The 21,451-nt window shown below is 47.2% G+C and carries 17 protein-coding genes; 3 read left to right on the forward strand and 14 right to left on the reverse strand.

The window, feature by feature from the left end; genetic code table 11:
• Window positions 1-28 precede the first annotated feature (28 nt).
• From ABDW72_RS02070 to ABDW72_RS02080, 3 genes are all read right to left on the reverse strand, one after another.
• Complete coding sequence (locus tag ABDW72_RS02070) at window positions 29-976, reverse strand: glycosyltransferase family 2 protein (RefSeq protein WP_347156791.1); 948 nt, start codon at window positions 974-976, stop codon at window positions 29-31.
• Window positions 977-1,088: 112 nt separating this feature from the next.
• On the reverse strand, window positions 1,089-1,943 hold the full coding sequence (locus ABDW72_RS02075) for a glycosyltransferase family protein (RefSeq protein ID WP_347156792.1): 855 nt from the start codon (window positions 1,941-1,943) through the stop codon (window positions 1,089-1,091).
• A gap of 44 nt (window positions 1,944-1,987) precedes the next feature.
• Entirely contained in the window at window positions 1,988-3,307 is a 1,320-nt protein-coding gene (locus tag ABDW72_RS02080) for a flippase (protein WP_347156793.1), read from the reverse strand.
• Between the two features lie 436 nt (window positions 3,308-3,743).
• Between ABDW72_RS02080 and ABDW72_RS02085 the strand changes: the two genes are divergently transcribed.
• Window positions 3,744-4,478, forward strand: a complete 735-nt coding sequence (locus ABDW72_RS02085; protein WP_347156794.1) for a glycosyltransferase family 2 protein — start codon at window positions 3,744-3,746, stop codon at window positions 4,476-4,478.
• A gap of 124 nt (window positions 4,479-4,602) precedes the next feature.
• Here the strand turns inward: ABDW72_RS02085 and ABDW72_RS02090 are convergent, their stop codons facing one another.
• Window positions 4,603-5,394, reverse strand: coding sequence for a class I SAM-dependent methyltransferase (locus ABDW72_RS02090; protein ID WP_347156795.1), 792 nt, complete (start codon window positions 5,392-5,394; stop codon window positions 4,603-4,605).
• A gap of 252 nt (window positions 5,395-5,646) precedes the next feature.
• On the opposite strand from ABDW72_RS02090, the gene ABDW72_RS02095 reads away from it, so the two are divergent.
• Complete coding sequence (locus ABDW72_RS02095; protein WP_347156796.1) at window positions 5,647-6,561, forward strand: chain length determinant protein; 915 nt, start codon at window positions 5,647-5,649, stop codon at window positions 6,559-6,561.
• A gap of 81 nt (window positions 6,562-6,642) precedes the next feature.
• Here ABDW72_RS02095 and ABDW72_RS02100 read toward each other — a convergent pair whose 3' ends face one another.
• From ABDW72_RS02100 to ABDW72_RS02145, 10 genes are all read right to left on the reverse strand, one after another.
• Window positions 6,643-8,193, reverse strand: coding sequence for a carbon-nitrogen hydrolase family protein (locus ABDW72_RS02100; protein ID WP_347156797.1), 1,551 nt, complete (start codon window positions 8,191-8,193; stop codon window positions 6,643-6,645).
• A 169-nt stretch (window positions 8,194-8,362) separates the two neighbouring features.
• Window positions 8,363-9,022 carry a 3-oxoacid CoA-transferase subunit B gene (locus tag ABDW72_RS02105; protein ID WP_347156798.1) on the reverse strand — a complete coding sequence of 220 codons (660 nt, stop codon included), beginning with the start codon at window positions 9,020-9,022 and terminating at the stop codon, window positions 8,363-8,365.
• An 18-nt stretch (window positions 9,023-9,040) separates the two neighbouring features.
• On the reverse strand, window positions 9,041-9,739 hold the full coding sequence (locus ABDW72_RS02110; protein ID WP_347156799.1) for a CoA transferase subunit A: 699 nt from the start codon (window positions 9,737-9,739) through the stop codon (window positions 9,041-9,043).
• A gap of 267 nt (window positions 9,740-10,006) precedes the next feature.
• Window positions 10,007-11,881, reverse strand: coding sequence for a TIGR00341 family protein (locus ABDW72_RS02115; RefSeq protein WP_347156800.1), 1,875 nt, complete (start codon window positions 11,879-11,881; stop codon window positions 10,007-10,009).
• A 231-nt stretch (window positions 11,882-12,112) separates the two neighbouring features.
• A complete protein-coding gene (locus ABDW72_RS02120) occupies window positions 12,113-13,042 on the reverse strand; it encodes a bifunctional riboflavin kinase/FAD synthetase (protein WP_347156801.1) in 930 nt (309 codons plus the stop codon).
• Window positions 13,026-13,724 carry a tRNA pseudouridine(55) synthase TruB gene (gene truB / locus ABDW72_RS02125; RefSeq protein WP_347156802.1) on the reverse strand — a complete coding sequence of 233 codons (699 nt, stop codon included), beginning with the start codon at window positions 13,722-13,724 and terminating at the stop codon, window positions 13,026-13,028. Before truB ends, ABDW72_RS02120 begins: the two co-directional genes overlap by 17 nt.
• A gap of 1 nt (window position 13,725) precedes the next feature.
• Window positions 13,726-14,559, reverse strand: a complete 834-nt coding sequence (locus ABDW72_RS02130; RefSeq protein ID WP_347156803.1) for an undecaprenyl-diphosphate phosphatase — start codon at window positions 14,557-14,559, stop codon at window positions 13,726-13,728.
• Window positions 14,560-14,775, reverse strand: coding sequence for a DUF3098 domain-containing protein (locus ABDW72_RS02135; protein ID WP_347156804.1), 216 nt, complete (start codon window positions 14,773-14,775; stop codon window positions 14,560-14,562).
• A 5-nt stretch (window positions 14,776-14,780) separates the two neighbouring features.
• Window positions 14,781-15,677: a cell division protein FtsX gene (locus ABDW72_RS02140; RefSeq protein ID WP_347156805.1), complete on the reverse strand. Its 897-nt coding sequence runs from the start codon at window positions 15,675-15,677 to the stop codon at window positions 14,781-14,783.
• Between the two features lie 98 nt (window positions 15,678-15,775).
• A complete protein-coding gene (locus ABDW72_RS02145; RefSeq protein ID WP_488168634.1) occupies window positions 15,776-20,323 on the reverse strand; it encodes a translocation/assembly module TamB domain-containing protein in 4,548 nt (1,515 codons plus the stop codon).
• Window positions 20,324-20,326: 3 nt separating this feature from the next.
• Here ABDW72_RS02145 and tsaD point away from each other — a divergent pair, with 3 nt between their 5' ends.
• Window positions 20,327-21,334: a tRNA (adenosine(37)-N6)-threonylcarbamoyltransferase complex transferase subunit TsaD gene (tsaD, locus tag ABDW72_RS02150; RefSeq protein ID WP_347156807.1), complete on the forward strand. Its 1,008-nt coding sequence runs from the start codon at window positions 20,327-20,329 to the stop codon at window positions 21,332-21,334.
• Window positions 21,335-21,451 lie beyond the last annotated feature (117 nt).

The following is a 21,451-nucleotide window of genomic DNA, read 5'->3' on the forward strand; positions in this document are numbered from 1 at the left end:
GCAAATCGTGTTGGGCTAAAAAGCTTTTTTATACCCTTAAAAATACATTCAAGGCTTTCTTAAATGTACTTCCGTAAAAAGCATGTTTTAAAACAAAGTACTTCTTTCTAATTACAGAAAGGGATTTAAGACAAATGAATGCCTCTAAAACTGCTTTGTCACTAGATTTTAATCTTTGATCCTGCTGGAAACGTTCATAAAATGCTCTGGCTTGCTCAATTTCCTGCTGTAGTAACGAAAACTGTCTTTCCCGAACCTTCCGGAGCCCGCCTGAAATTTTTTGAAAGAACATTTTCTGCCGTGCTCCGATCACATTACGCGCGTGCTGGCGGTACAGCATGGCCTGTTCAGGAAGATAACCTATTTGCCCGAAACAAGTAGCCACTAACATAAACCAACTGTCGTGCATTAAGGCTGCATCCGGAATAGGCAACGCCAGGCTGACTGTTGCTTTGTTCATCAGCAAGGTACAGCCTGTTGCTACATTCTCCACCAGCACCCTGTTCAGAGACGTGTTGTTAGGATTAAGCTTCATGTAGTTCCAGAAAGAAGAATGAATGAGATGCAGATTCTCATCCACTACGGTCAGATCGGTGAAAACAACCGCAGGTAAAGCAGACGCAGACTTTTGTTCAATTTCCCGCAGCAATTTATAACTTTTTGTAAGCTTATTTGGCAACCAAACGTCATCTTGGTCCGCTAAGGCGATGTAGTCTCCCTGCGCAAGTGAAATGGCTTTTTCAAAGTTTTTAATTACGCCCTGCCGCTTTTCATTGATATGATACTGCAGTTGGTGCGTACGTTGGAAACGCTGCAAAATTGCCACCGTCGCGTCAGTAGAGCCATCATCACAAACAATCACCTCTAGGTGGCCGTAGGTTTGGTTGTAAATAGACGTAAGCTGCTCTTCTAAAAAGTCACCTCCATTATAGGTAGCCATTACAACAGATAGCAGGGGTACTCGTTTCTTTTCCATAGTGTGACCAGGTTCAGTGGCTGACGATAGTATGAAGAAGTGATTCGGGTAATATAAGAACATCAGTGAAAGCAGCCTGTAATATGTAGGAGCATTATACTGACCCTATAGTTCACGCGTACTTCCCAAAACGGTGTCTTTTGTAGTCAATGTATCCCTGAACTATACTCTTAAGCTTCTTCATCCTATCTTTTTCGAATAGGAGGAGCTTGGTTATTTCTATAAAGTTCTTGTTTTTTTCAGATTGGTAATAGGCTGGGCATGATTTCTTGTATTCATTTAAAATAGCTAGCCGGTTTCGGGTAATATAGTACCTTCTAATATAGTTATGGTTGCTGGTCCAGAGTTTTCTGCCCATAAAAGAATGGCAGCTGGCGTTTCCAAGTTGGTGGTTTAGCTTAAGTTGGTTGATAATCCATACTTTATACCCTCCCAAATATAACCGAAGGCAATAGTCGATATCAACAAAATCTATAAAAAGATCTTCCCTGAACGTTCCGATGGCGGCATATGCCTTAAGGTTAAGCAGATTCCCGGATGTAATTGTCGTCATTACCTCTTCTACAGGCAGGCGACTTGCAGAAGTTACAGACGCTTCGATGTATTGCGGGGCGATGATTCCCATCGTTGTCTGCTCTAACTCCTTTGTCGCCTCAAAAAGGCCTTCTACCATGCCTTCACTGGCTTTGCTGTCCTGGTCCATGGTTAATAACCATTCATATCCTTCCTGCAAGGCTTTTGAAGCGGCATCGTTCAAGGCTTTGGCAATCCCAAGATTTTGGTGATAGGCAATGTATTCGTGGTTTATTGCTTCAACTGTCACTGCTTCCGCTACCCATATGGATGGATTTTCCGAATTATCGATCAAGTACAACTTGCCAAGAGAAGCACTGTAGGTGCGTATCTTGTCAACCACATCTGCTGCTGGATTGTACAGGACAACAACTCCGGCTATACTTGGAATCATAGAATCGACGTTATAAAGCGGTTTGAAAAGGAGTGGAAGCGTCTTTACTCTGTCTCGAGCTGTAAAGCGACATTTGTTTTAGATAAGAAGAAGTAGTGTGGGTAAAACCTTTGTAAGGTAAAGTAAAGCATAACCGTAACTAAAGTCTCCGTTATTAAAATACACCAGGCCGTGCCTACCGCCTGGTAGAAGTGCGCTAAAAGAAAGTTGAGAGTGATGTTTACTGCGGCGCCTATACTTACAATGATTGCATAGTTGCGGGTGAGTTGTAGGGCAAGCATTGTTTGCGAAACTGGAATGCACAAAGCGGCCATTAAAGGTCCGAATGCAACGACTTTTAAAACTAGCGAAGCCTGCGCCAGATGCTCTCCTGCGATCAGAAATACGATGTAATCTGATAAAAAGAACAGTGACAGTGACAAAGGCAGGAATGCCAGCAGCACAACCTTGAAAACATTTTTCAAAAAAGCATTTAACTGCAAGGATGAAACGCTTGCTAACACACATACTCGCGGATACACTACCTGATGTAATATGCTTGCCAGCGATCTACTTAGAACATATACCTTTTCAGCTATACTATAATAGCCTAATACAATGGGAGTGGCAAAAACTCCTAGAATCAAAATGTTCGTATTATTGGCAATGGTCACCGTAACATTAGAAAAAAACACGTTCCACCCGTCTACCAATTGACTCCTGATGTCTCGTGGAGTAGGTAAAAGAAACTGTAACTTAAATTTTCGGAGCACGATAAGCAAGCTGATCAAGCCACCAACTATGGCACTTGAACCGTTTATTAGGTTGATGTAGATGTAGTCATCTGCATGCCTGATGAACAGGAATATGCTGCTAGCATACAGTGCGCGGCTAAAAATGTTGATATAAGTGATATACTTCATCTTTTCAACACCCTGAAAGAACCAGGTAGGAAGCAGAAATTGCCCGAGGACAATTGTGAAGCTATATAATATTAATGATGTATAAGCTTTGTAATCAGGTACAAGGAATAAGATACTTGTCAGTATGGCAAAAGACAAAACCAGTAACAAAGCTTTTGTGACAATTACTTCTGAAAAAGTCCTGGATAATTGCGAGATATTGTTTCGATGGATAGAGATGTCTTTGGTAGCGGACAGGTTGAAACCATAGTCTGTTAGCACCGTGAAGTAAAACATCACAGCCTGAGAAAGTGTAACTAAGCCGAAGTTTTCAACCCCTACCGTACGGATAATGTACGGGAACGTCAGGATAGAAAGTAAGAAATTACTGCCTTGTATAAGCCCTAAAGACAAGAAGTTTGAGACAAGCGGCTTAGATGCAGCACTTACAAGTTTGTTGATATTTTTAGTAGCTAATTGCAAGCAGCGTAGGCTTTAGTGGATGGGAAACGTAAGAAAATGGGATGTTTAAAGCTTTGCCAGCAAAAGTAACAAGTATAAACGATTGTTATGTTTTTCTTGAAACACTTTAAACATAACTCCAAAGTAGTTCATTGCCTTATTCCTAGAATTACCAGAGGCAAAATTGGCGAAAATTCTTTAAAAACGAAGTTAAAAACCTGCGTGGGAGCAAATTTTATTTTAATTATACATCTGTTGTTTATACAATTGGGGTATGTAGGCGTTAAAAAACCTAGAAGAAATGCGCCCCAGAGGTCATATTAAAGCAATAAAGATTAATCCGGTATGCCAATGACCGGTTTTAATGAACAGCATTTTCCAAGCCAAGTATGCCGATCTCAGCTTCCTCTTTTTATAAAGCCTGATAATTGTTACATTTGGTGTTTAATCCATTTGTATGACTAAAATTAGTTTTGTACTTCTAACCTGGAACCGGTACAAGTTTTTAGAAAAGTGCGTGCAGGAATTGCTTAGCAGCCTAGTCGATGTGGATAGTTGTGAGATTATTATCATGGATAATGGATCAACGGATAACACAGGGGAGGTTTTGAAAAAGTATGAACACCTTGATCATGTCAAGCTAATTAGGCGAAAGAAAAATTATGGCTTGAATGCCTATAAGAAGCTTTTCGCAGCAGCTAGTGGAGAGTATGTTGTTATAGTAGATGATGATGTACTTGCTTTTCCCAAAGGTGTAGACAAGATTTTTATCGACTACATGGAAAGTTTCCCGGATTATGGTTTTGTAGCGCTCAACGTCGTGCAAAACCAGTATACGAACGGGGCTAAGCCGGGTCCAGAGTGTTATCAGGAGGATGTAAGGGGCAATCGCATTATTGAGAGAGGCCCAACTGGCGGGTGGTGCGCGTGCTTTAGAAAAAATGATTATAAAAAAATTAGCTTGCGCTTCTTCTTTACAAATCTGAATATGAAAAGAAGCGAAGATGGCCTTATTGCGAAGCTGTTTTACAACAAGCTTGGCCTGAAATCAGGCCTAATTAAAGAAGCTTATTGCTTTCATGCCTGCGGACCGCATTATGCAAAAGAGTATGGCCACTTAGACCGGGAAATTGAGAAATATGCAAAGTCAGGCCTAAAAGATTTTGTTGATATGTATCAAAAGCATTCCTAGTTAGAGCTTATCTACACTATGTATACTGAGAAAGGGGTACGCAAATTAAGTTAACACGAAGGTTTGCCACTGCAAGGGCAGGTTTATACTTTTCTCTGCATTCTATTTGAGGCAGGTGCTAGTTTCAAGCTCCTGCCTTCCTTCCCAAAATAATATGATTTTCGCCTACATCGGTCATAAGCACCTCTAAATTAAAGTAAGCGAATATTTTTTGAAGAAGGCTGATGCTAAAAACATGATGATGTAAGGCTCTGTTCTGTAAATTCTTTAAGGATCGCTGTCGGAACTGTTCTGGAGTTCCAGCAGCTGGATCCAAAGACAAATCATGCAGGCGCATAATTTCATCAAAATGTGTTAGATCATCTTCGCCCACTTTATTATTATAATCGTCAAGCAAGTGTTCAAAAGTTGTTATAGGACGGTTATGATCAAAATTGAATGCCTTGTTTGGTAAAGCAAGTAGTAGCAACCCATTTTTCCTCACTACTCTACTCCATTCCTCCACGGCTTGCAAGGGATTCGCTATATGCTCCAAACAATTCGAAGAAAGCAAAAAGTCATACGTTTCGTTGGCAGTCATCTGCAGATTTGTAGCCTCAGAAATGTATTGAGTACCGACTTTGTTCCTATAGAATTTATATGTGCTTCCTTCGGTTATATTTCCTTCCCACAACGTACTGGCAGCGAAGTTATAGCCATCGAGGCTAGTTATGTTACGGTAAAGCGGGATCGAGCCCGAATCTCTGAAAGTACCACTGGGGCCGCCGATCTCAATACCTTTTTTGTTTTCAAAATAGTGCTTCAGCACATCAAAGTCTTTAATCTGCTTAGTAGTCGCTTGGTAATAAGCTCTTTTGAGGAAATATAGACTCCCCTGTTCATTTAAAATTTTATTCAATAGTTCTTTCAGTTTCATAAATTATAGGGTACGCTGCTCCGGTGTTTAACTATGATTAAAATCTGTAAGTTCAGATTGCTTCAGTTCTGCAATTTAGGTAGCATGAGACCTCTACCGGTACAAAAAAATAATTATAGTTTAAGATAAGGATTTTTATCTTTTTGTCTGATTGTTTGGCAGGAAATTGCTGATAATATAGTACCTGAGATTATTCTAATCTTTATTTTACGCAGCATCTAATATTTTTATCTTTGCCAAAAATCGTACTAGATGTATAACAAGCTTAAACAAGGGGAAGAGGTAAAAACTTCTTACCAGCAGGATGAGATAGACCTGCATTATATTTTTGGTAAAATCGGAGAAGGTTTCCTTTCCTTCTTTGGTTTGATCGGGTATGTATTGATGGTAGCCCGTAAAAGGGCACTTATTATTTTGCTCTTCTTAGCGCTGGGGGTAGGGATAGGATACGTTGTTTATAAAACAACAAAACCATATTACATGTCCTCTATGACACTAATTCTTTCGAACATCCGAAACGAGTTCATGAAGGATCAGCTAGATAAACTTTCTGATCTGATCAAAGAGGAAAACTTTGAGGCAGTCTCTGATCGGTTAGATATAGATGTAGATGCCGCCAGACAGATTAAGGACATGACATTTTCTAACTTGGATCAGGATCGGGTGGCAGAAGACAGCATTCTGACAGGTTCGCCTTTTCGCATTCAACTTAAGCTCTATCAGAAGGACCTTTTTAGCACAATGGAGCCTGCTCTAACAGATTATCTCGAAAAGAATCCTTATTTCACAAAGCAGAAAAAGATACGGCAGCAGCGCATGCAGAATATGATTGCTAAATACAAGGATGAAATTCGCTCTTTGGATAGCATCAAAACAACCGTTTCGGCACCTAGAGGCCCAGTAAATGGCTTCGTGTATGGCCAACCCATAGATCCATCTAATCTGTACCGCGAAAGCATTAGCATGTACCAGCAACAGGTAGAGCTTGAAGCTGAATTAGAGCAGATGGATAATGTGGAAGTGGTGACGGGTTTTGTGCAGCGTCTAAGGCCAAGCGGTCCTAACCTACTGAAGTATGAGGCTATAGCTGTGTTTATTGCTTTCTTTGCCGGGTTAGTTGTAGCCCTAGTCTTGGAAAATAGGGCTCGACGCTCCATACAAGTATAAAAGTGAACATAGGGCATTTGAAACCAGATTGGCCGTTGCTAAAGTATAGCAACGGCCAATTTGGTTTCAAATAACTTTTCTCTATTCGTCCTTGCGGTTTACCCAGCTCAGGTTGTAGAGGTCTTTGCGGCGGTCTTTCAGGTTGCGGACACTGCCGGCGGTGTTCAGGTCTTTGAGCAGGTCCAGGTCTAGGTCGGCAATAAGCGTCATCTCTGTGTTTGGAGTCGCCTCGGCAATTACGGCATCATGCGGAAAGGCGAAGTCGGAAGGGGAGAAGACGGCTGACTGGGAGTACTGAATGTCCATGTTCTCTACCTTTGGCAGGTTGCCTACGCTACCTGTTATAGCTACGTAGCACTCGTTCTCGATAGCACGCGACTGGGAGCAAAGGCGTACCCGCAGGTAGGCATTCTTGGTATCGGTCCAGAAAGGAACAAACAGAATCTTCATATCCATATCCGAGAGCATGCGGGCCAGTTCCGGGAACTCCACGTCGTAGCAGATTAGGATGCCAATCTTTCCGATGTCAGTATCAAATATTTTGAGCTTATGGCCTCCGCGCATACCCCAATAATGCGACTCGTCCGGGGTCACATGGAGCTTATACTGCGCATCATAGGTGCCATCGCGGCGGCAGAGATAGCTGACGTTGTAAAGCTTGTTATCGTAATACTCCGGCATGCTGCCCGCAATAATATTGATGTTGTACGACAGGGCCAGGTGTATCATGCGCTCGCGGATCTCCTCTGTATATTCAGCCATACTTCGGATCGCCTCTGACGGAGATTCTTCGTTTGTCAGCGCCATCAACGGGGCGTTGAAGAACTCAGGAAACACCACGATATCTGATTTGTAGGAGCTGACGGTATCGACAAAGAACTCCACCTGTTGCATGAAATCATCCAAGTCCTTCACCGCCCGCATCTGCCACTGTACAATACCAATACGTACCACCGTTTTGCGGCCACCTATCAGTTCTTCCTTCTCTTCATAGTACACGTTGATCCACTCCAGCAGCGTCGCATAGGAGCGGGACTCCTTGTCATCGGGTAGGTAGTTTTTTAGGATCTTACGCACGTGAAAGCCGTTGCTAAGCTGAAAAGAGAGCACAGGGTCTGACAGTTCCTTGTTGCGAACCATTTCAATGTACTTGGCTGGCGTCAGTTTATCTGCATAATCTTTGTAGCCAGGTATGCGGCCACCAGCAATAATGCCGCGTAGGTTCAGATTCTCGCAAATCTCTTTTCGGGCATCATACAAACGCCGACCCAGGCGCAGGTTACGGTATTCAGGGTGTACGAACACGTCAATGCCATACAAGGTTTCGCCTTCCGGGTCGTGCGACTTGAACGTACCATTCGCTATAATTTGCTCGTAGGTGTGCTTATCGCCATACTTGTCATAGCTGATAATGAGGCTGAGCGCGGCGGCAACAACTGTTCCGTTATCCTCAATACAAATCTGCCCTTCCGGGAATTTTTTCAGCAGGTTAGAGAACTCTTTGCGGGTCCAGGCGCCGTCTATATTACGGTACACCAGGTTCATGATCTCTTTTACTTCTTTGTAATCTTTCAGCTCCAACTGGCGGAGCAGCAATCTATGTTCAAAATTCGTTTCTATTTTTTCGCTCATGTGTGGGATAATGTCTTGTATACTTGTTGGTATATACGTGCTACAAGTATAGTTTCGATATAATTTAACCATAGCTATACATGTTCCTATAGCCAGGTTAGTACAAAATTAACAAAAAAAGCGCAGATGTAAGGTCCACGCTTTAGTAGTACTTTGCCGGGAAGGGCGCTTATACTTCTATTTCCGGAACATCTCCTTCTACCAGCAGCCTTCCAGCTGTGGCCGCTTTGATTGCATCTATGGATACACCGGGGGCGCGCTCCAGCAGTTTAAATCCGCCGGTCTCCTGTACTTCCAGCACGGCAAGGTCTGTTACAATCTTCTTTACGCAATGCACGCCCGTAATCGGCAATGTGCACTGCTGCAGGAGCTTGGAAGATCCGTCGCGCGCAGTATGCTGCATCGCCACAATTATATTCTGTGCAGAAGCTACCAGATCCATAGCGCCGCCCATCCCTTTCACCATCTTACCCGGAATCTTCCAGTTGGCAATGTCACCATTCTCCGACACTTCCATCGCCCCAAGAATGGTTAAATCCACGTGTTCCCCCCGTATCATAGCAAAGCTTTCTGCCGAGTTAAAAATGGCGGAGCCGGGCAGGGTAGTAATGGTTTGTTTGCCGGCATTGATCAGGTCGGCATCCACCAGGTCATCGGTGGGGAAGGGTCCCATACCCAGCAAGCCATTCTCCGACTGCAAGACTACCTCTATTCCTTCGGGAATGTAATTGGCAACGAGCGTCGGGATGCCGATGCCGAGGTTCACATACATCCCACTTTTTACTTCTTTTGCGATGCGCTTTGCAATTTGGTTCTTATCTAAAGCCATAGGTGTTTCTTTGCTGATTTAAGCGGATTTAACCGTCCGTTGTTCAATGCGCTTCTCATACTTCGCTCCCTCGAAAATGCGCTGCACGTAAATGCCGGGCGTATGGATCATGTTGGGGTCCAGTTCGCCGGCGGGCACCAGTTCTTCTACTTCTGCCACCGTAATTTTACCGGCAGTAGCCATCATGGGGTTAAAGTTGCGCGATGTGCCTTTGTAGATCAGGTTACCCGCCGTATCACCTTTCCAGGCTTTTACAAACGAGAAATCTGCTTTCAGCCAGCTTTCCATCAGATACATCTTGCCGTTGAATTCACGGACTTCTTTGCCTTCGCCAACTTCGGTGCCATACCCTGCCGGAGTATAAAAAGCAGGTATACCGGCGCCGCCGGCCCGAATACGTTCGGCCAGTGTGCCTTGTGGCAGCAGTTCCACCTCCAGTTCGCCGGAAAGCAGCTGGCGCTCAAACTCGGCATTTTCGCCTACATAGCTGGAGATCATCTTTTTCACCTGTCGCTGCTGCAGCAACAGCCCGATTCCAAAGTCATCTACCCCCGCATTGTTGGAGATGCAGGTCAGGTTTTTAACCCCGAGGCGCAACAGTTCCTGGATGGCGTTTTCAGGGATACCGCACAAGCCGAAGCCGCCCAACATCAGTGTCATGCCGCTCTGAACGCCTTGTAATGCCTCCTGCGCATTCTGTACTGTTTTATTTATCATAGTTGTTACGTGTGTTCGTCATCCTCATACCTGGTTATCACGGTCATTCACCGCCTGATAACGAGAGGGGTAAAGGTAGTGTACCAGGTCATTATATAAAAAGGGGCATATAACGATATGGTGTTCTTCGTTTTTGCGTGAAATAGGTTTTGCTACAGCTGAAATTTATACCTTAAGCAGCTAAATATACTTATTAATAACTGCAGCCTTGTCGCGCACCAACATTGCTCATTGCATGCGTTACATGAATTTCGAAGTATAAGCTAGCTACCTGGTGATACTGACCACAATTTCGAGCTGCACCTCCTGACCTATCCGCCGCTGAATTGCTTTTTTGATCCTGTCGAGGTCCTGGTTGGTGATAGCGTCTTTAGCCAGGAGCCGGATACTAAGTAACATGGGCTTTTTATCCTGCAGCACCGCCACATCTTTGATGGTGATGTTTCCTACTTGGTACCCTTCGAGCGAGTTAGCGATGCCGCGTTTGTGTACCATGGATGCAAAGCCGAAACCCAGCGGAAAGCATAGCAGCACAACCAGGATCATCGAAAAGATCAGGCCTTTCTTAGCCAGATGAAACGGACTGAAACCCAGCAGCATAAATGTGGCCGTACCTGCCAGCACAATACCGGCCAAGTTGGTGGCAAACAGCAGGAGGGCACCCGTAAATACGTCCCAGTCGGCCCAGCCGATGCCAATACCCGAAACAGCCAGCGGCGGAACGAGCGCAACAGCAATAGCAACCCCCGCCAGGGTTTTAGCGACATCTTCGCGGGCGTGCGCATAAGCCCCGGCTATACCTGAAACGATTGCCACGCCCAGGTCGAGGAGGTTAGGCCGGATCCGGGCCACAATTTCATGGTTCATAGTATGCAGAGGCGTCAGCAGGGTAAGCATAATCGCTGCCAGGTAGCTAAGCAGCAGCCCCATTCCTATGGTTCTGGCGCTGTTGAGCATCAGCTTTTTTTCCTGCCGGAGCACACCCATCGACAGCGATATGATGGGGCCCATGAGCGGTGCCAGGATCATAGCGCCGATGATCACCGGAGAAGAATTTGAAAACAGGCCTAGCGTTGCTAGCAAAGTGGACAAGATCATCAGCGTCAGGTAGGTGCTGCTTGCGGTGGAATTGTCTCGTAGTACCTTGAACAGGTCCCGGAATTCCTCCGTTGACGCATGGTAAATCAGCGAAAGAGGTTTACCTATAATCTCTTTCAGGTAAGCTTCGCCTTTAGGCAGTTTGCCAACCCGGTACATTTCGGCAGGCTCTCCTGTTTGCGCATCTGCTTGCAGGTAGCGGCCCGGGATAATTGTAAAAGCTTCCTCGCATACTTGAAACTCAATTTCACGGGCACTCATCAGGCTATTATCCTGCGAGAAATCCATCGGATCGGGGCACTGGATGCAAATGCTTTTGGTCTTTATATGGCCGATAAAAGACGGGAGCTTTCGGGTGTCGTTTCGTTCGAATACAGATTTTAAATAGAAGTCCAGCAACTCCAGTATACTTCGGGGTGCTAAGATTAGCGCATGCAACCTGCCATCGTTCAGGAAAGTGCGATTGAGCAGCTTTCGGGAAAGTAAAGAATTTTTGCCATGCAGCACAGCGATGATGCCAAGGGCTGCCGTTTCAAATCCGGGCTTATCTGGTGTGGTGAGGGTAAAGGCCCGGGGTATAAGCGTACTGCTCTGGCGGAACATATTCGTCACTTTTTCAAAAAAAGCAAAAAAGTTCTTCTTGGAAACGCTGCCAGACATCAGGCTCAGGTTGTCGCCGATTACAACCTTGTTAAATACAGGGCGTCCGTTGCAAAGGAGTACATCAGCGTTGATGCCTTGGATCTGCTCAATGTCCTCCACTGCCTGTTCCAGGTCATCGGCAATACCGAAGCCTTGTTGCGCCTCTTTCATGCCAGGGTGTGGAAGAAAGCCAAGGGTGCAGGGCTGTTTCAGGAGCTTGCTAACCAGTTCTACCAGGCTTTCATCCCCTAAGTAGGTGATCAGAAAGGCATCCTTTAAATCATAAGAGCAATCAATTCGAAATGGCAGTAGTTTAACAGAATAAGCTGTAAAGAGCGGTAACAGGTCAGTGCGTACTACCTGCTCTTCCAGTGGCTCATGGATCAGTATCAGTTCCTTCATTTTCGTGTCTGCCTTTTTCAAGTGTGCTTCAAGTATACGGCGCTGGGTTAAATGATATAAGTTGTACTTTGCTGTTCTTTTTTCCTCCGGGAGTTTAGCTTGTTAAAAAACTTCTATACGGCAGCAAGGTTAGCACAGGCTGTTGCTTTTATACTTATAACAGGCGTATACGAACAAAAAAGCAGCTCTTTTGGGAGCCGCTTTTAAGTATAGTATTTACGTTGCGATACTTTATCCTTCCAGTACCTGTCGGGTACGCACTTTATCTTTGGCCAATTGTGTTTTTAGCGCATCCAGTCCGTCGAACTTTTGCTCCTCGCGCAGCAGCTGCACAAACTCTACCGTGAGTTGCTGCCCGTAGATGTCCCGGTCGAAATCGAGCAGATGTACTTCGAGGGTGCGGTGCTTGCCATTTACTGTCGGACGGAAGCCGATGTTCATCATACCTGCAAAACGTTCTTCACCCAGCGTTACCCATACCGCATACACCCCGTTGGCGGGTACCAGTTTGTGCGCTTCAGGCAAAGCCAGATTGGCAGTAGGGTAGCCAATGGTGCGCCCCAGCTTGTTGCCTTCCACTACCGTGGATGTTAAGGTATACGGATGGCCCAGGTAGCGTGTCGCGGTGTCAATGTCGCCACTTTCCAGCGCTTTGCGGATTTTGGTGGAGCTCACGCCAACTTCGTCTATATCCTGGCGCGGAATTTCCTCTACTTCAAAGCCATACTGCTGCGAACGGGCCTTTAGGTTTTCAAAGCTGCCCTCCCGGTTTTTTCCAAAACGATGATCGTAGCCAATGATAAGTACTTTGGTGTTGATCGCTTTCACCAGGATGTCGGTGATGAAACTACGCGAGCTGGTACGGGAAAACTCTTTTGTAAACGGAATGATGAGCAGGTAATCGACGCCAAACTCCTGCAGTTGCGCAATGCGCTCTTCTATAGTTGAGAGCAGTTGCAGGTCGTTGTCTTCGGGGAAGAGCACCAGCCGCGGGTGTGGCCAAAAGGTGATGACCACGCTTTGGCCGTTCGTCTGCCGTGCCCGTTCTATCAGGCGCTTTAGAATTTTCTGATGCCCGATGTGCAGCCCGTCGAACGTACCACTGGTTACCACCGCATGCTTCAACTTTGGAAAGTCGGCTATATCACGAATTACTTCCATTCGCCTCCTCCAATTGCTTTTTTCTTATTTCCTGTATGGCTTCAATCGTAAGGGCATCTTCCAGTTTATACTCTCCGATGCGTGTGCGCACCAGCGACCCCAGAAAAGCGCCGCATCCCAACTGCTGCCCCAGGTCATGCGCCAGGCTGCGGATGTAGGTCCCTTTGCTGCACACGATTTTAAAACTGATCGTTTCGCCTTCAAGGGCGGTGATATCGAACGCCTGTATGGTAATGGTACGGGGTTTCAGTTCTGCCGATTTACCTTTACGAGCCAGGTCATACGCGCGCTTTCCATCTACCATCACGGCAGAGTAGATCGGCGGGACCTGCTCTATGGTACCAACGAAACTTGCGGCGGCCGCTTTTATACTTGCTTCGGTCAGGTGGCTGATGTCGCGGGTTTCGGTAACCTCGGTTTCGCGGTCGTAGGAGGGAGTGGTTTGCCCCAGTATAATGGTACCAATATATTCTTTTTCCTGCCCCTGAATCTCATCGATGCGCTTGGTATACTTGCCGGTGCAGAGAATGAGCAGCCCGGAGGCCAGGGGATCCAGTGTGCCGGCATGGCCCACCTTCTTCACCCGGATGATGTTGCGCACTTTCTTTACCACATCAAACGAGGTCCAGTCCAGTGGCTTGTTCAGTAGCAGTACTTCGCCTGTTTCAAAATTATATGTCATTTCATACTTTTAAGTCCATGCCCATGGCCAATAGCGCCAGAATAGCTACGCCTAACGCAATGCGGTAATAACCGAATAGTTTAAAGCCATACTTGGTCAGGAAGCTGATGAAAAAGCGGATAGCCACCATCGCCACTACAAAAGCCACAAAGTTACCGATCAGCAGCAGCTTCAGATCGTTCGGGTGAATTACGTCAAAACTGTTCCGGATCTTCACTAGGTCGAATTTTACCAGATCAGAAATCTCCAGGCCCAGCAGGTCTGTGACCAGCTTGTAACCGGCGGCGGCCAGCATAGTGGGTACAGCCAGGAAAAAGGAGAATTCAGCGGCTGCTTTCCGGTTGATGCCCTGCGCCAGGCCACCAATAATAGAAGCTGCCGACCGCGAGACACCCGGAATCATAGCCAGGCACTGCGCAAAGCCGATAATCAGCGCGTTTTTGTAGCTGATCCGGTCATCGGCAGCATTCCGGAACCACTTATCTACAAAAAGCAGTACTATACCCCCCAGAATGAGCATGACAGCCACCACGGTTATACTTTCCAGCAGCGCGTCTATCACATCGTTTAATGCAAAGCCAATGACAGCAGCAGGTATAAAGGCCAGCAACAACTTTTTATAAAAGGTAAAATCCTGCAGGAAACGGCGCCAATACAGCACCACCACCGACAGGATCGCCCCGAACTGGATGTTTACCTCAAATATCTTCGTGATCGGGAGCTCATTGATTCCCATCAGGCTGGAGGCGATGATCATGTGTCCGGTAGAGGAAACCGGCAGGAACTCCGTTAAACCCTCTACAATGGCTAAAATAATAGCCTGTAAAATACTCATCTAAGCCTGTGTTTTATCCTTTACTAAAATGGCAATGAGCTCGATGCCAAAGCCAGCCAGCACGATGATCGGGCCTAAGGTGATGCCCAGAAAGCCAATGCCATACTCTTGCTTGTCCAGCGTCATGATAAAAAAGCCAATGGCCAGCACCACGATGCCTATCAGCATCAGCACATAATTCTTCTTGCCAAAAGCAAGTTTAGATTTTTCTTCCATGTTGTTTAGTATAGTTCGTCCAAGGACATGCCCAGATACTTCCGCACCGCCCTATAAGAGCTTAAAAAGCCAATAATACAGCCAATTACCACCAGCGCGCCCATCAGAATATAGGTCTGCTCGTCGTCGCGGAGCAGCTGCAGCTCGTTAACCTCGTGGTAGGCATAGTGCATCAGGGCAAACAGCATAGCCGAAGCAATGATGCCACTCATAATACCCTGCCAGGTAGCCCGGTTCAGAAAAGGCCGTTGAATAAAATAGGAGGTAGCGCCCACCAGTTGCATGCTGCGTATCAGGAAGCGCTGCGAGTAGAGCGCCAGTTTAACAGTATTATTAATCAGAATGATGACCACCAGCACCAGGATAACAGCAAAGCCGAGCAAAATAATACTGATTTTCTGCAGGTTCGTGTTAATCGACTGAATCAAGCTTTCAACATATTGCACCTCATACACGCCATCCACATCCTGCAAGTCCTTTTTTATTTTTTTCAGCTCCGGCGTACCGGAATGGTCTGCATCAATGCGCAGCACATAGGCGTCCCGCAGCGGGTTATCGCCTAGTAAGGTCAGGAAATCTTCGTTCGTTTCGCTCAGCAGGGATTTGGCTGCTTCGTCTTTGGATATAAAGCGCACCTGGGCTGTGTCGTTCTTGTAAGCGACGTATTCTTTCGAAGCAAAGATCTTCTGTAGGCGCACCAGCTGTACTTCCGACAGGTTCTGGTTTAAGTAGACCTGCATCTCGATGCTTTCCTTCACCTTTTCAGACAGTTTGTTGGCATGGATAAGCAGTAACCCAAATACGCCAATCACAAAAAGGGCCAGCGAGATGCTGAACACGACCATGGCGTGCGGGTAACTTCCAAGTTTCTTCTTGCGGGTAGATCTACGTTGGTTTGCCATAACTGATGCTTCCCTGCAAAAATAGAAATATTATTTCAGAATGTAGCGGAGCCGGGCAGGAAAGAAAACGGCCGCTACTAAAACATACCTTGCTATACTTACAGATCGAGCCGCGGGTCGGAGTCGAGGATGAGCTGCTCACGAGGCGCCTGCTGTTCCCGCCGCTTATTGCCAGTAAAGATCTCCCGGAAGCTGTCAAAGCGCTTGGTATGGAGGATGCTTATACTTTGGCTGGAGGTAGTGCCCGTGGTGCTGAACTGCTGCTGCAGCGTATTATACTCCAGCCGCAGGCGCAACTCCCCACTTTTGGCCAGGTAGTATTCGGCCGACCAGTCGCCCTGGTAGCCGCCCCTGGTAGCGGTGCCGTTTGTGGCGGAGTTGTTGCCCAACCCCGCTTCACTCGTTACGCGCAGCCTTCCCTGCAAAAACGTATAACTTAGCCGTACCTGCAAGGCCGAAAGCGCATTCTGATCGAGCGCTCCGAGGCCGATGTCGATCTCCAGGTTGTTGTCGATGCTGTTCAGGAAGTTGCCGAGCTGGCTGGAGAGCAGGCTGCCCAAACTACCACCCACAGCCCCTACGCCGGCGCCCTCCGCTGCAAATGTGCCCTGTGGCGACAGCCGTTGCAACACCAGCAAGCTAAATACCTGACGGTTCAGTTCGCTTTCATCATTTTTTATCGAGCTGATGAGGCTGGAGAGAGAGGTTTGCACGCTCTGAGGCACCTGGTCGAAGTCTAAGCCCAAAATAATCTGGGGCGTTAGCAGCTGCCCTTTCAGCTGAATGACAGCGACAATAGGGTAGCGGCCCTGCAAAAGCCCCGACTCATCGTTTGGTAACAAGCCGCTCAACGAGGCCAGCTGGCTGTAAGTAGCCGTAATATCCATGATGCCATTCAGCGGATCGCCGTTCCAGGTGATAGTGCCACCAGGGCTGATGTTGAACTCCCGTGTCACCAGTCCCTCTAGCAGGTTCAGGTTGTAAGCTCCCTTTGTAATCTCAAAGGTGCCATACATGTTAAAGTCGCCGCGCGTATCAATGGTCATGCGGATGTCACCATTACCTGAACCCCGGATCACATCACCGGTGGTGCGATCAATAATGATCTCAAAATAAGCATCGTCCGTTACATCCAGGTTAAAGTTTAGGTTGATGCCGGACAGGTCTACTTTGTCCTGAACTTCCGTTTTTGCTACAGCAGTACTGTCGGCTGGGTTATGATTCACAAAATGGATAAAGTCTTTCCGGGCTACTTCCGTCTGGTTGTCGAGCGGCAGCACGATACGGGTATTCTCATTGCTGCGGGCATCCACATTTACCTGCAGGTTGTCGATAGGGCCGAGCACACTGGCAGTACCAGTGGCAAAAGCAGAGCCATAGAATAAATCATTCTGTTCGCTGGTCGTATTCAGCACCATAAAATCCCGGTAGCGGGCCTCCATGTCCAGCACCATGTTCTGAAATCCGTCGTGTGCGATGCCTCCCGAAACGGTGGCTTTGTTGCCATACAGGTCCTGTAGCTGGGCATTTCGGAAACTGATGCTGTTCGGGCCAAAGTAAATACGATCCGTAAATTTATAAGTGGTATTCAGGTAGTCGAACGTAAAGCGACCGTCGGTTACATTCACCGAGCCTTTCAGCACCGGATAATCAAGGCGGCCGAGTATGCGGATGCGCCCTTCCATACTGCCATCCAGGTTCGACATGATCGGCTTCAGGATCGGTTCCACCAGCTTCAGATTGGCATTGTCCATCACGGCCAGCATGTCCAGCTGGTCGTCTGTTGCCTTCGGGTTGAAGTTGCCTGTTACCGCAAGTACCTTTTTGTCGTCGCGCACAATCCCGACATCTACAGTCGCCTTTTTTTGCGCATTATTCCAGTTGGTACTACCCGCAATATTGCCGATGTAGATATTGTCCATCCTGAATGAATCTACTCGTACAGAGCCATCCAACTGCGCTTTATCATATACATCCTGCGCCACCACCTCGGCATTCAGGCGCCCGGTCAGCTGCATCGTTGTCAGCGGGTTAAGGTTGGCCAGGTCAAAGTTCTCCACCAGCAGCGTCACTTTGCTGTCAGGGGCGGCAGACAAGGTGCCTTTAACACTTACCACCTGGTCCTGGTTGGATAGTATAAAGTTTTCGAACGTTACCTGCCGGCCGCCATCGCTGATGTATACAGTATTGCCCGGGTTGAAGACCCACGGGCTTTCACGCAACGTAATGTTCGACTTGTCAAATACCACCTGCACCTGATTTTCCTGGAAAACCAAATCGCCGGTAATAGTGGCCCTGTTCCTTTGCTCCGGCTGCTTCAGGCTGGTCGCAAAGTTGATGGTGCGCTCACTCCAGATACCCTCCAGGTAAAAGTCCTGCGTCTCGCCAGTGCCTGGCAGTTCCTGCTGCTGAGAGGTAAAGAGCGCCGAGGCCAGCACGTCCGGGCTGTTTTGCAGCTTCGACGTGTTTAGCTCCAGTTTATTGCCGTAAAGATTGAAATCGCTGTACTGTATCGTATCCATGGTGGCATAAGCCTCCAGGATAACAGTGCTGCTGTGCCGGAAAGAGCCCTCTACTTTGGTGTGGTCAGAAATGGTCAGTTGCGGCATAAACAGCTGCACCACCGGGTTAATATGCTTCAGGTTGATGTTGTAGGTTAGCGCATACTCATTAGTAGCGGTATCAGGTTTGCGACGGTAATACGCAGCAGTAGCCACTTCATTGCTTTCAAAGTTAAGCTCATACTCCTGCACCAACCGCTTCAGATCAGAAATCAGCGTTGAATAGTTGAAATTGCCATTAACTGTCAGGGCCAGCAAATCAGATTGTAGCTGCAGGCGTCGCTCGCCTTCGGATATGTGGGATGCAACCACTACAGAATCGATGGGCAGCGTTTTTCCCTTGTAAGCCACCGTGGCACTGTCAAAGCGGGCGGTCCCCTCAAAGGCATCCAACTCTAATCCTTTAAAGTTCAGGTCGGCCTGCGCACTGATAATAAGTGGCTCCTGCGTCAGGTGCAGGGCTTGCAAGTTCAGCCGCTTCAAATCAGCCACTACATTAAAAGCTTTCTGCTGGCTGGCCAGGCTCACAGATCCGTTGGCGGTAAAGGTTAGGTTTGGGTCATTGGCTGAAACTTTTCCGGTAAAGGTCTGGTGCTGCAGCTGCCCATTGGCAACTATATTTTGATAGTTATAGTCGAGTAGCTGCACCTGGTTGATCGTCGCATCAATGGTAAGGTTAGCATCCTGCAGGGTAAAGCCGGAGCCAGCGATACGGCCAGCCATCGATACAGTCCTGATCTGGTCAGTATTCAGCAATGTGCCCAGGTTAAAGCCATCTGTTTTGATGTACCCTTTGTAAGAGGAACTGCGGGTGTCGTCGTCTATTTTTAGGTTAATATCCGATTGCAGCTTGCCTAAAGCAGTCGCAAAGCTTCCATTCGCAACAAAGTCATTGTAAAAGCCCAGGAAGCGGCCTTCCAGTTGTATGGTTCCTAACCGTGCGGCCATCTGGTACGCTTCTTTTGGCAGAAACTGGCGTATATCATCGGCATTAATGGTGGAGGGCTTCAGGCGCAGGTTGGCAAAGGTTTCCTTAAAATTCGGCAGTCCATCGGCATTAATGTTGCCTACGATATGCGTGTGCTGCCCGTAGGCTACATCTACATTGGTGGCAGAAAACTCCTTCACCTTTCCCTTGAACGTACCGGAGTTAACCAGCACATTTTCATGGTAGTCCTTTAGCTGGGGGGCAAAAGTAGCTACGTCTTCCGAGTATACTTTGGAGTCGTGCAGGTCTGCCGTTAAGGCAACGCTGTCAATGAAGTTTGTGAAGTCGCTGAAGGTATTGTAATCGAAGCGCACATAGTGCTGCAGGTTGCTTTTGTTTACCTGCAGATCCAGGGCATCAAACTCCCAAAAAGTAGGAGCATAGGTCATGTGGGTATCCAGGTTACGGAGGTGCGTATCAGAGCGCGTTTCTACCGTTGTCAGGTTTGATACCGTCACCTGCAGCGTATCTTCCAACTCAAACTTGCTAAACTTGCCTGAAATGTTGTTAAAGTTCAGGTGAAAGTAGTCCATGCCATACTTGGTGCGCGGCTCGTTGAAATCATCATAAGCAAAATGCCCGTTCTTGATGATTACTTCCTTAATGGCAAAATCGAAGGGCTGCGCTTTTGACTGGGTTGTATCAGTCTTGATGAGTTTCTTAAGCGCACTTAGAAAAGTGCTCAGGTTCAGCGAATCCGTGCCTGCATACTTGATCAGGTTGGCACGGGGCTGCTGCAACTCCAGCGAAGTGATGCTGAGCTTATTTGGGTGGAATAGGGAAAAGGCACTGATATGGGCTTCGGCGCGACCAATGTAGAACATCTCTTTGTCACGCCTGTCCAGCACACGCACCTTTTCCAGTATCACGTTGCTGAAAAATTCAATGTCCACATCACCGATGGTTACCTCGTGGTTGATGGTATCAGACAGGTAGGCAGCGGCCTTATGAGCCACCATCGTTTGTACAGCAGGCAGGCGCAAGGCCAGAAAAATGGCGGCAAACAGCAGCAAAAGAAATAGGAAGAGCCCTAAAACTATTTTTAGTAGCGCTTTTCCTATAACTTTGAAATAATTTCGTGACTGTTCTTGTTCCAAACGATGACCGAACCTATAATTTTAGCAATAGAATCTTCCTGCGACGAAACCTCGGCGGCTGTGATCAGCCGGGGTAAGGTTTTATCGAATATTATCGCCACGCAGGCTGTGCATGAGCAATATGGCGGCGTAGTGCCTGAACTGGCCTCCCGGGCACATCAGCAGAATATTATTCCCGTGGTTTCCCAAGCTTTAGCTTCGGCAAATGTAGCAAAATCTGCGCTAAATGCAGTTGCCTTTACGCGTGGCCCCGGCCTGTTGGGCGCGCTCCTGGTTGGCTGTTCTTTTGCCAAGGCTTTTGCCCTGGGGTTGAACATTCCGCTCATTGAGGTAAACCACATGCAGGCACATATTCTGGCTCATTTTATCGATGATCCTAAGCCGTCTTTTCCTTTCCTCTGCCTCACTGTTAGCGGTGGCCATACCCAGATCGTGCTGGTAAAAAGCCCCCTTGACATGGAAATTATCGGACAAACAACCGATGATGCCGTCGGGGAGGCTTTCGATAAAACAGCCAAGATGCTGGGGCTGCCATACCCTGGCGGCCCGATGCTCGATAAAATGGCCGCTCAAGGAGATCCGGCTGCTTTTGCCTTTCCGGTAGGAAACATGCCAGGTTACGATTACTCCTTCAGTGGCATCAAAACATCCGTGCTCTATTTCCTGAAAAATAAAACGAAAGAAAACCCGGAGTTTGTGCAGGAGAACTTAGCCAATATTTGTGCCAGTGTGCAGCAAACGCTCATTAAAACGTTGCTGAAAAAACTGGTGCAGGCTGCCCGCGATCTGAATATTAATGAAGTCGCGATTGCCGGGGGCGTTTCAGCTAATACAGGGCTGCGCAAGGCATTGCAGGAGTATGCCACCAAGTATAACTGGCAGGTGTACATTCCGGCATTTCAGTATTGTACCGATAATGCAGCAATGATTGCCATGGCCGCTCATTTCCAATACCTTAATGGCGACTTTGCTACCCAGTACATCAGCCCGGAGCCCAGGCTCAAGATCTGAAAGTTGGCGGAGAGTGACCGGTTAGTAGAAGGAGCTACATGAGGCAAACGCAGCAAGTATAAAACATTACCTGCTGCAAAACCGATAAACAGTGACAAAGAAGGAATTTACCCGGTG

The sequence above is a fragment of the Pontibacter chitinilyticus genome, assembly GCF_039748935.1.
GTDB lineage: Bacteria > Bacteroidota > Bacteroidia > Cytophagales > Hymenobacteraceae > Pontibacter > Pontibacter chitinilyticus.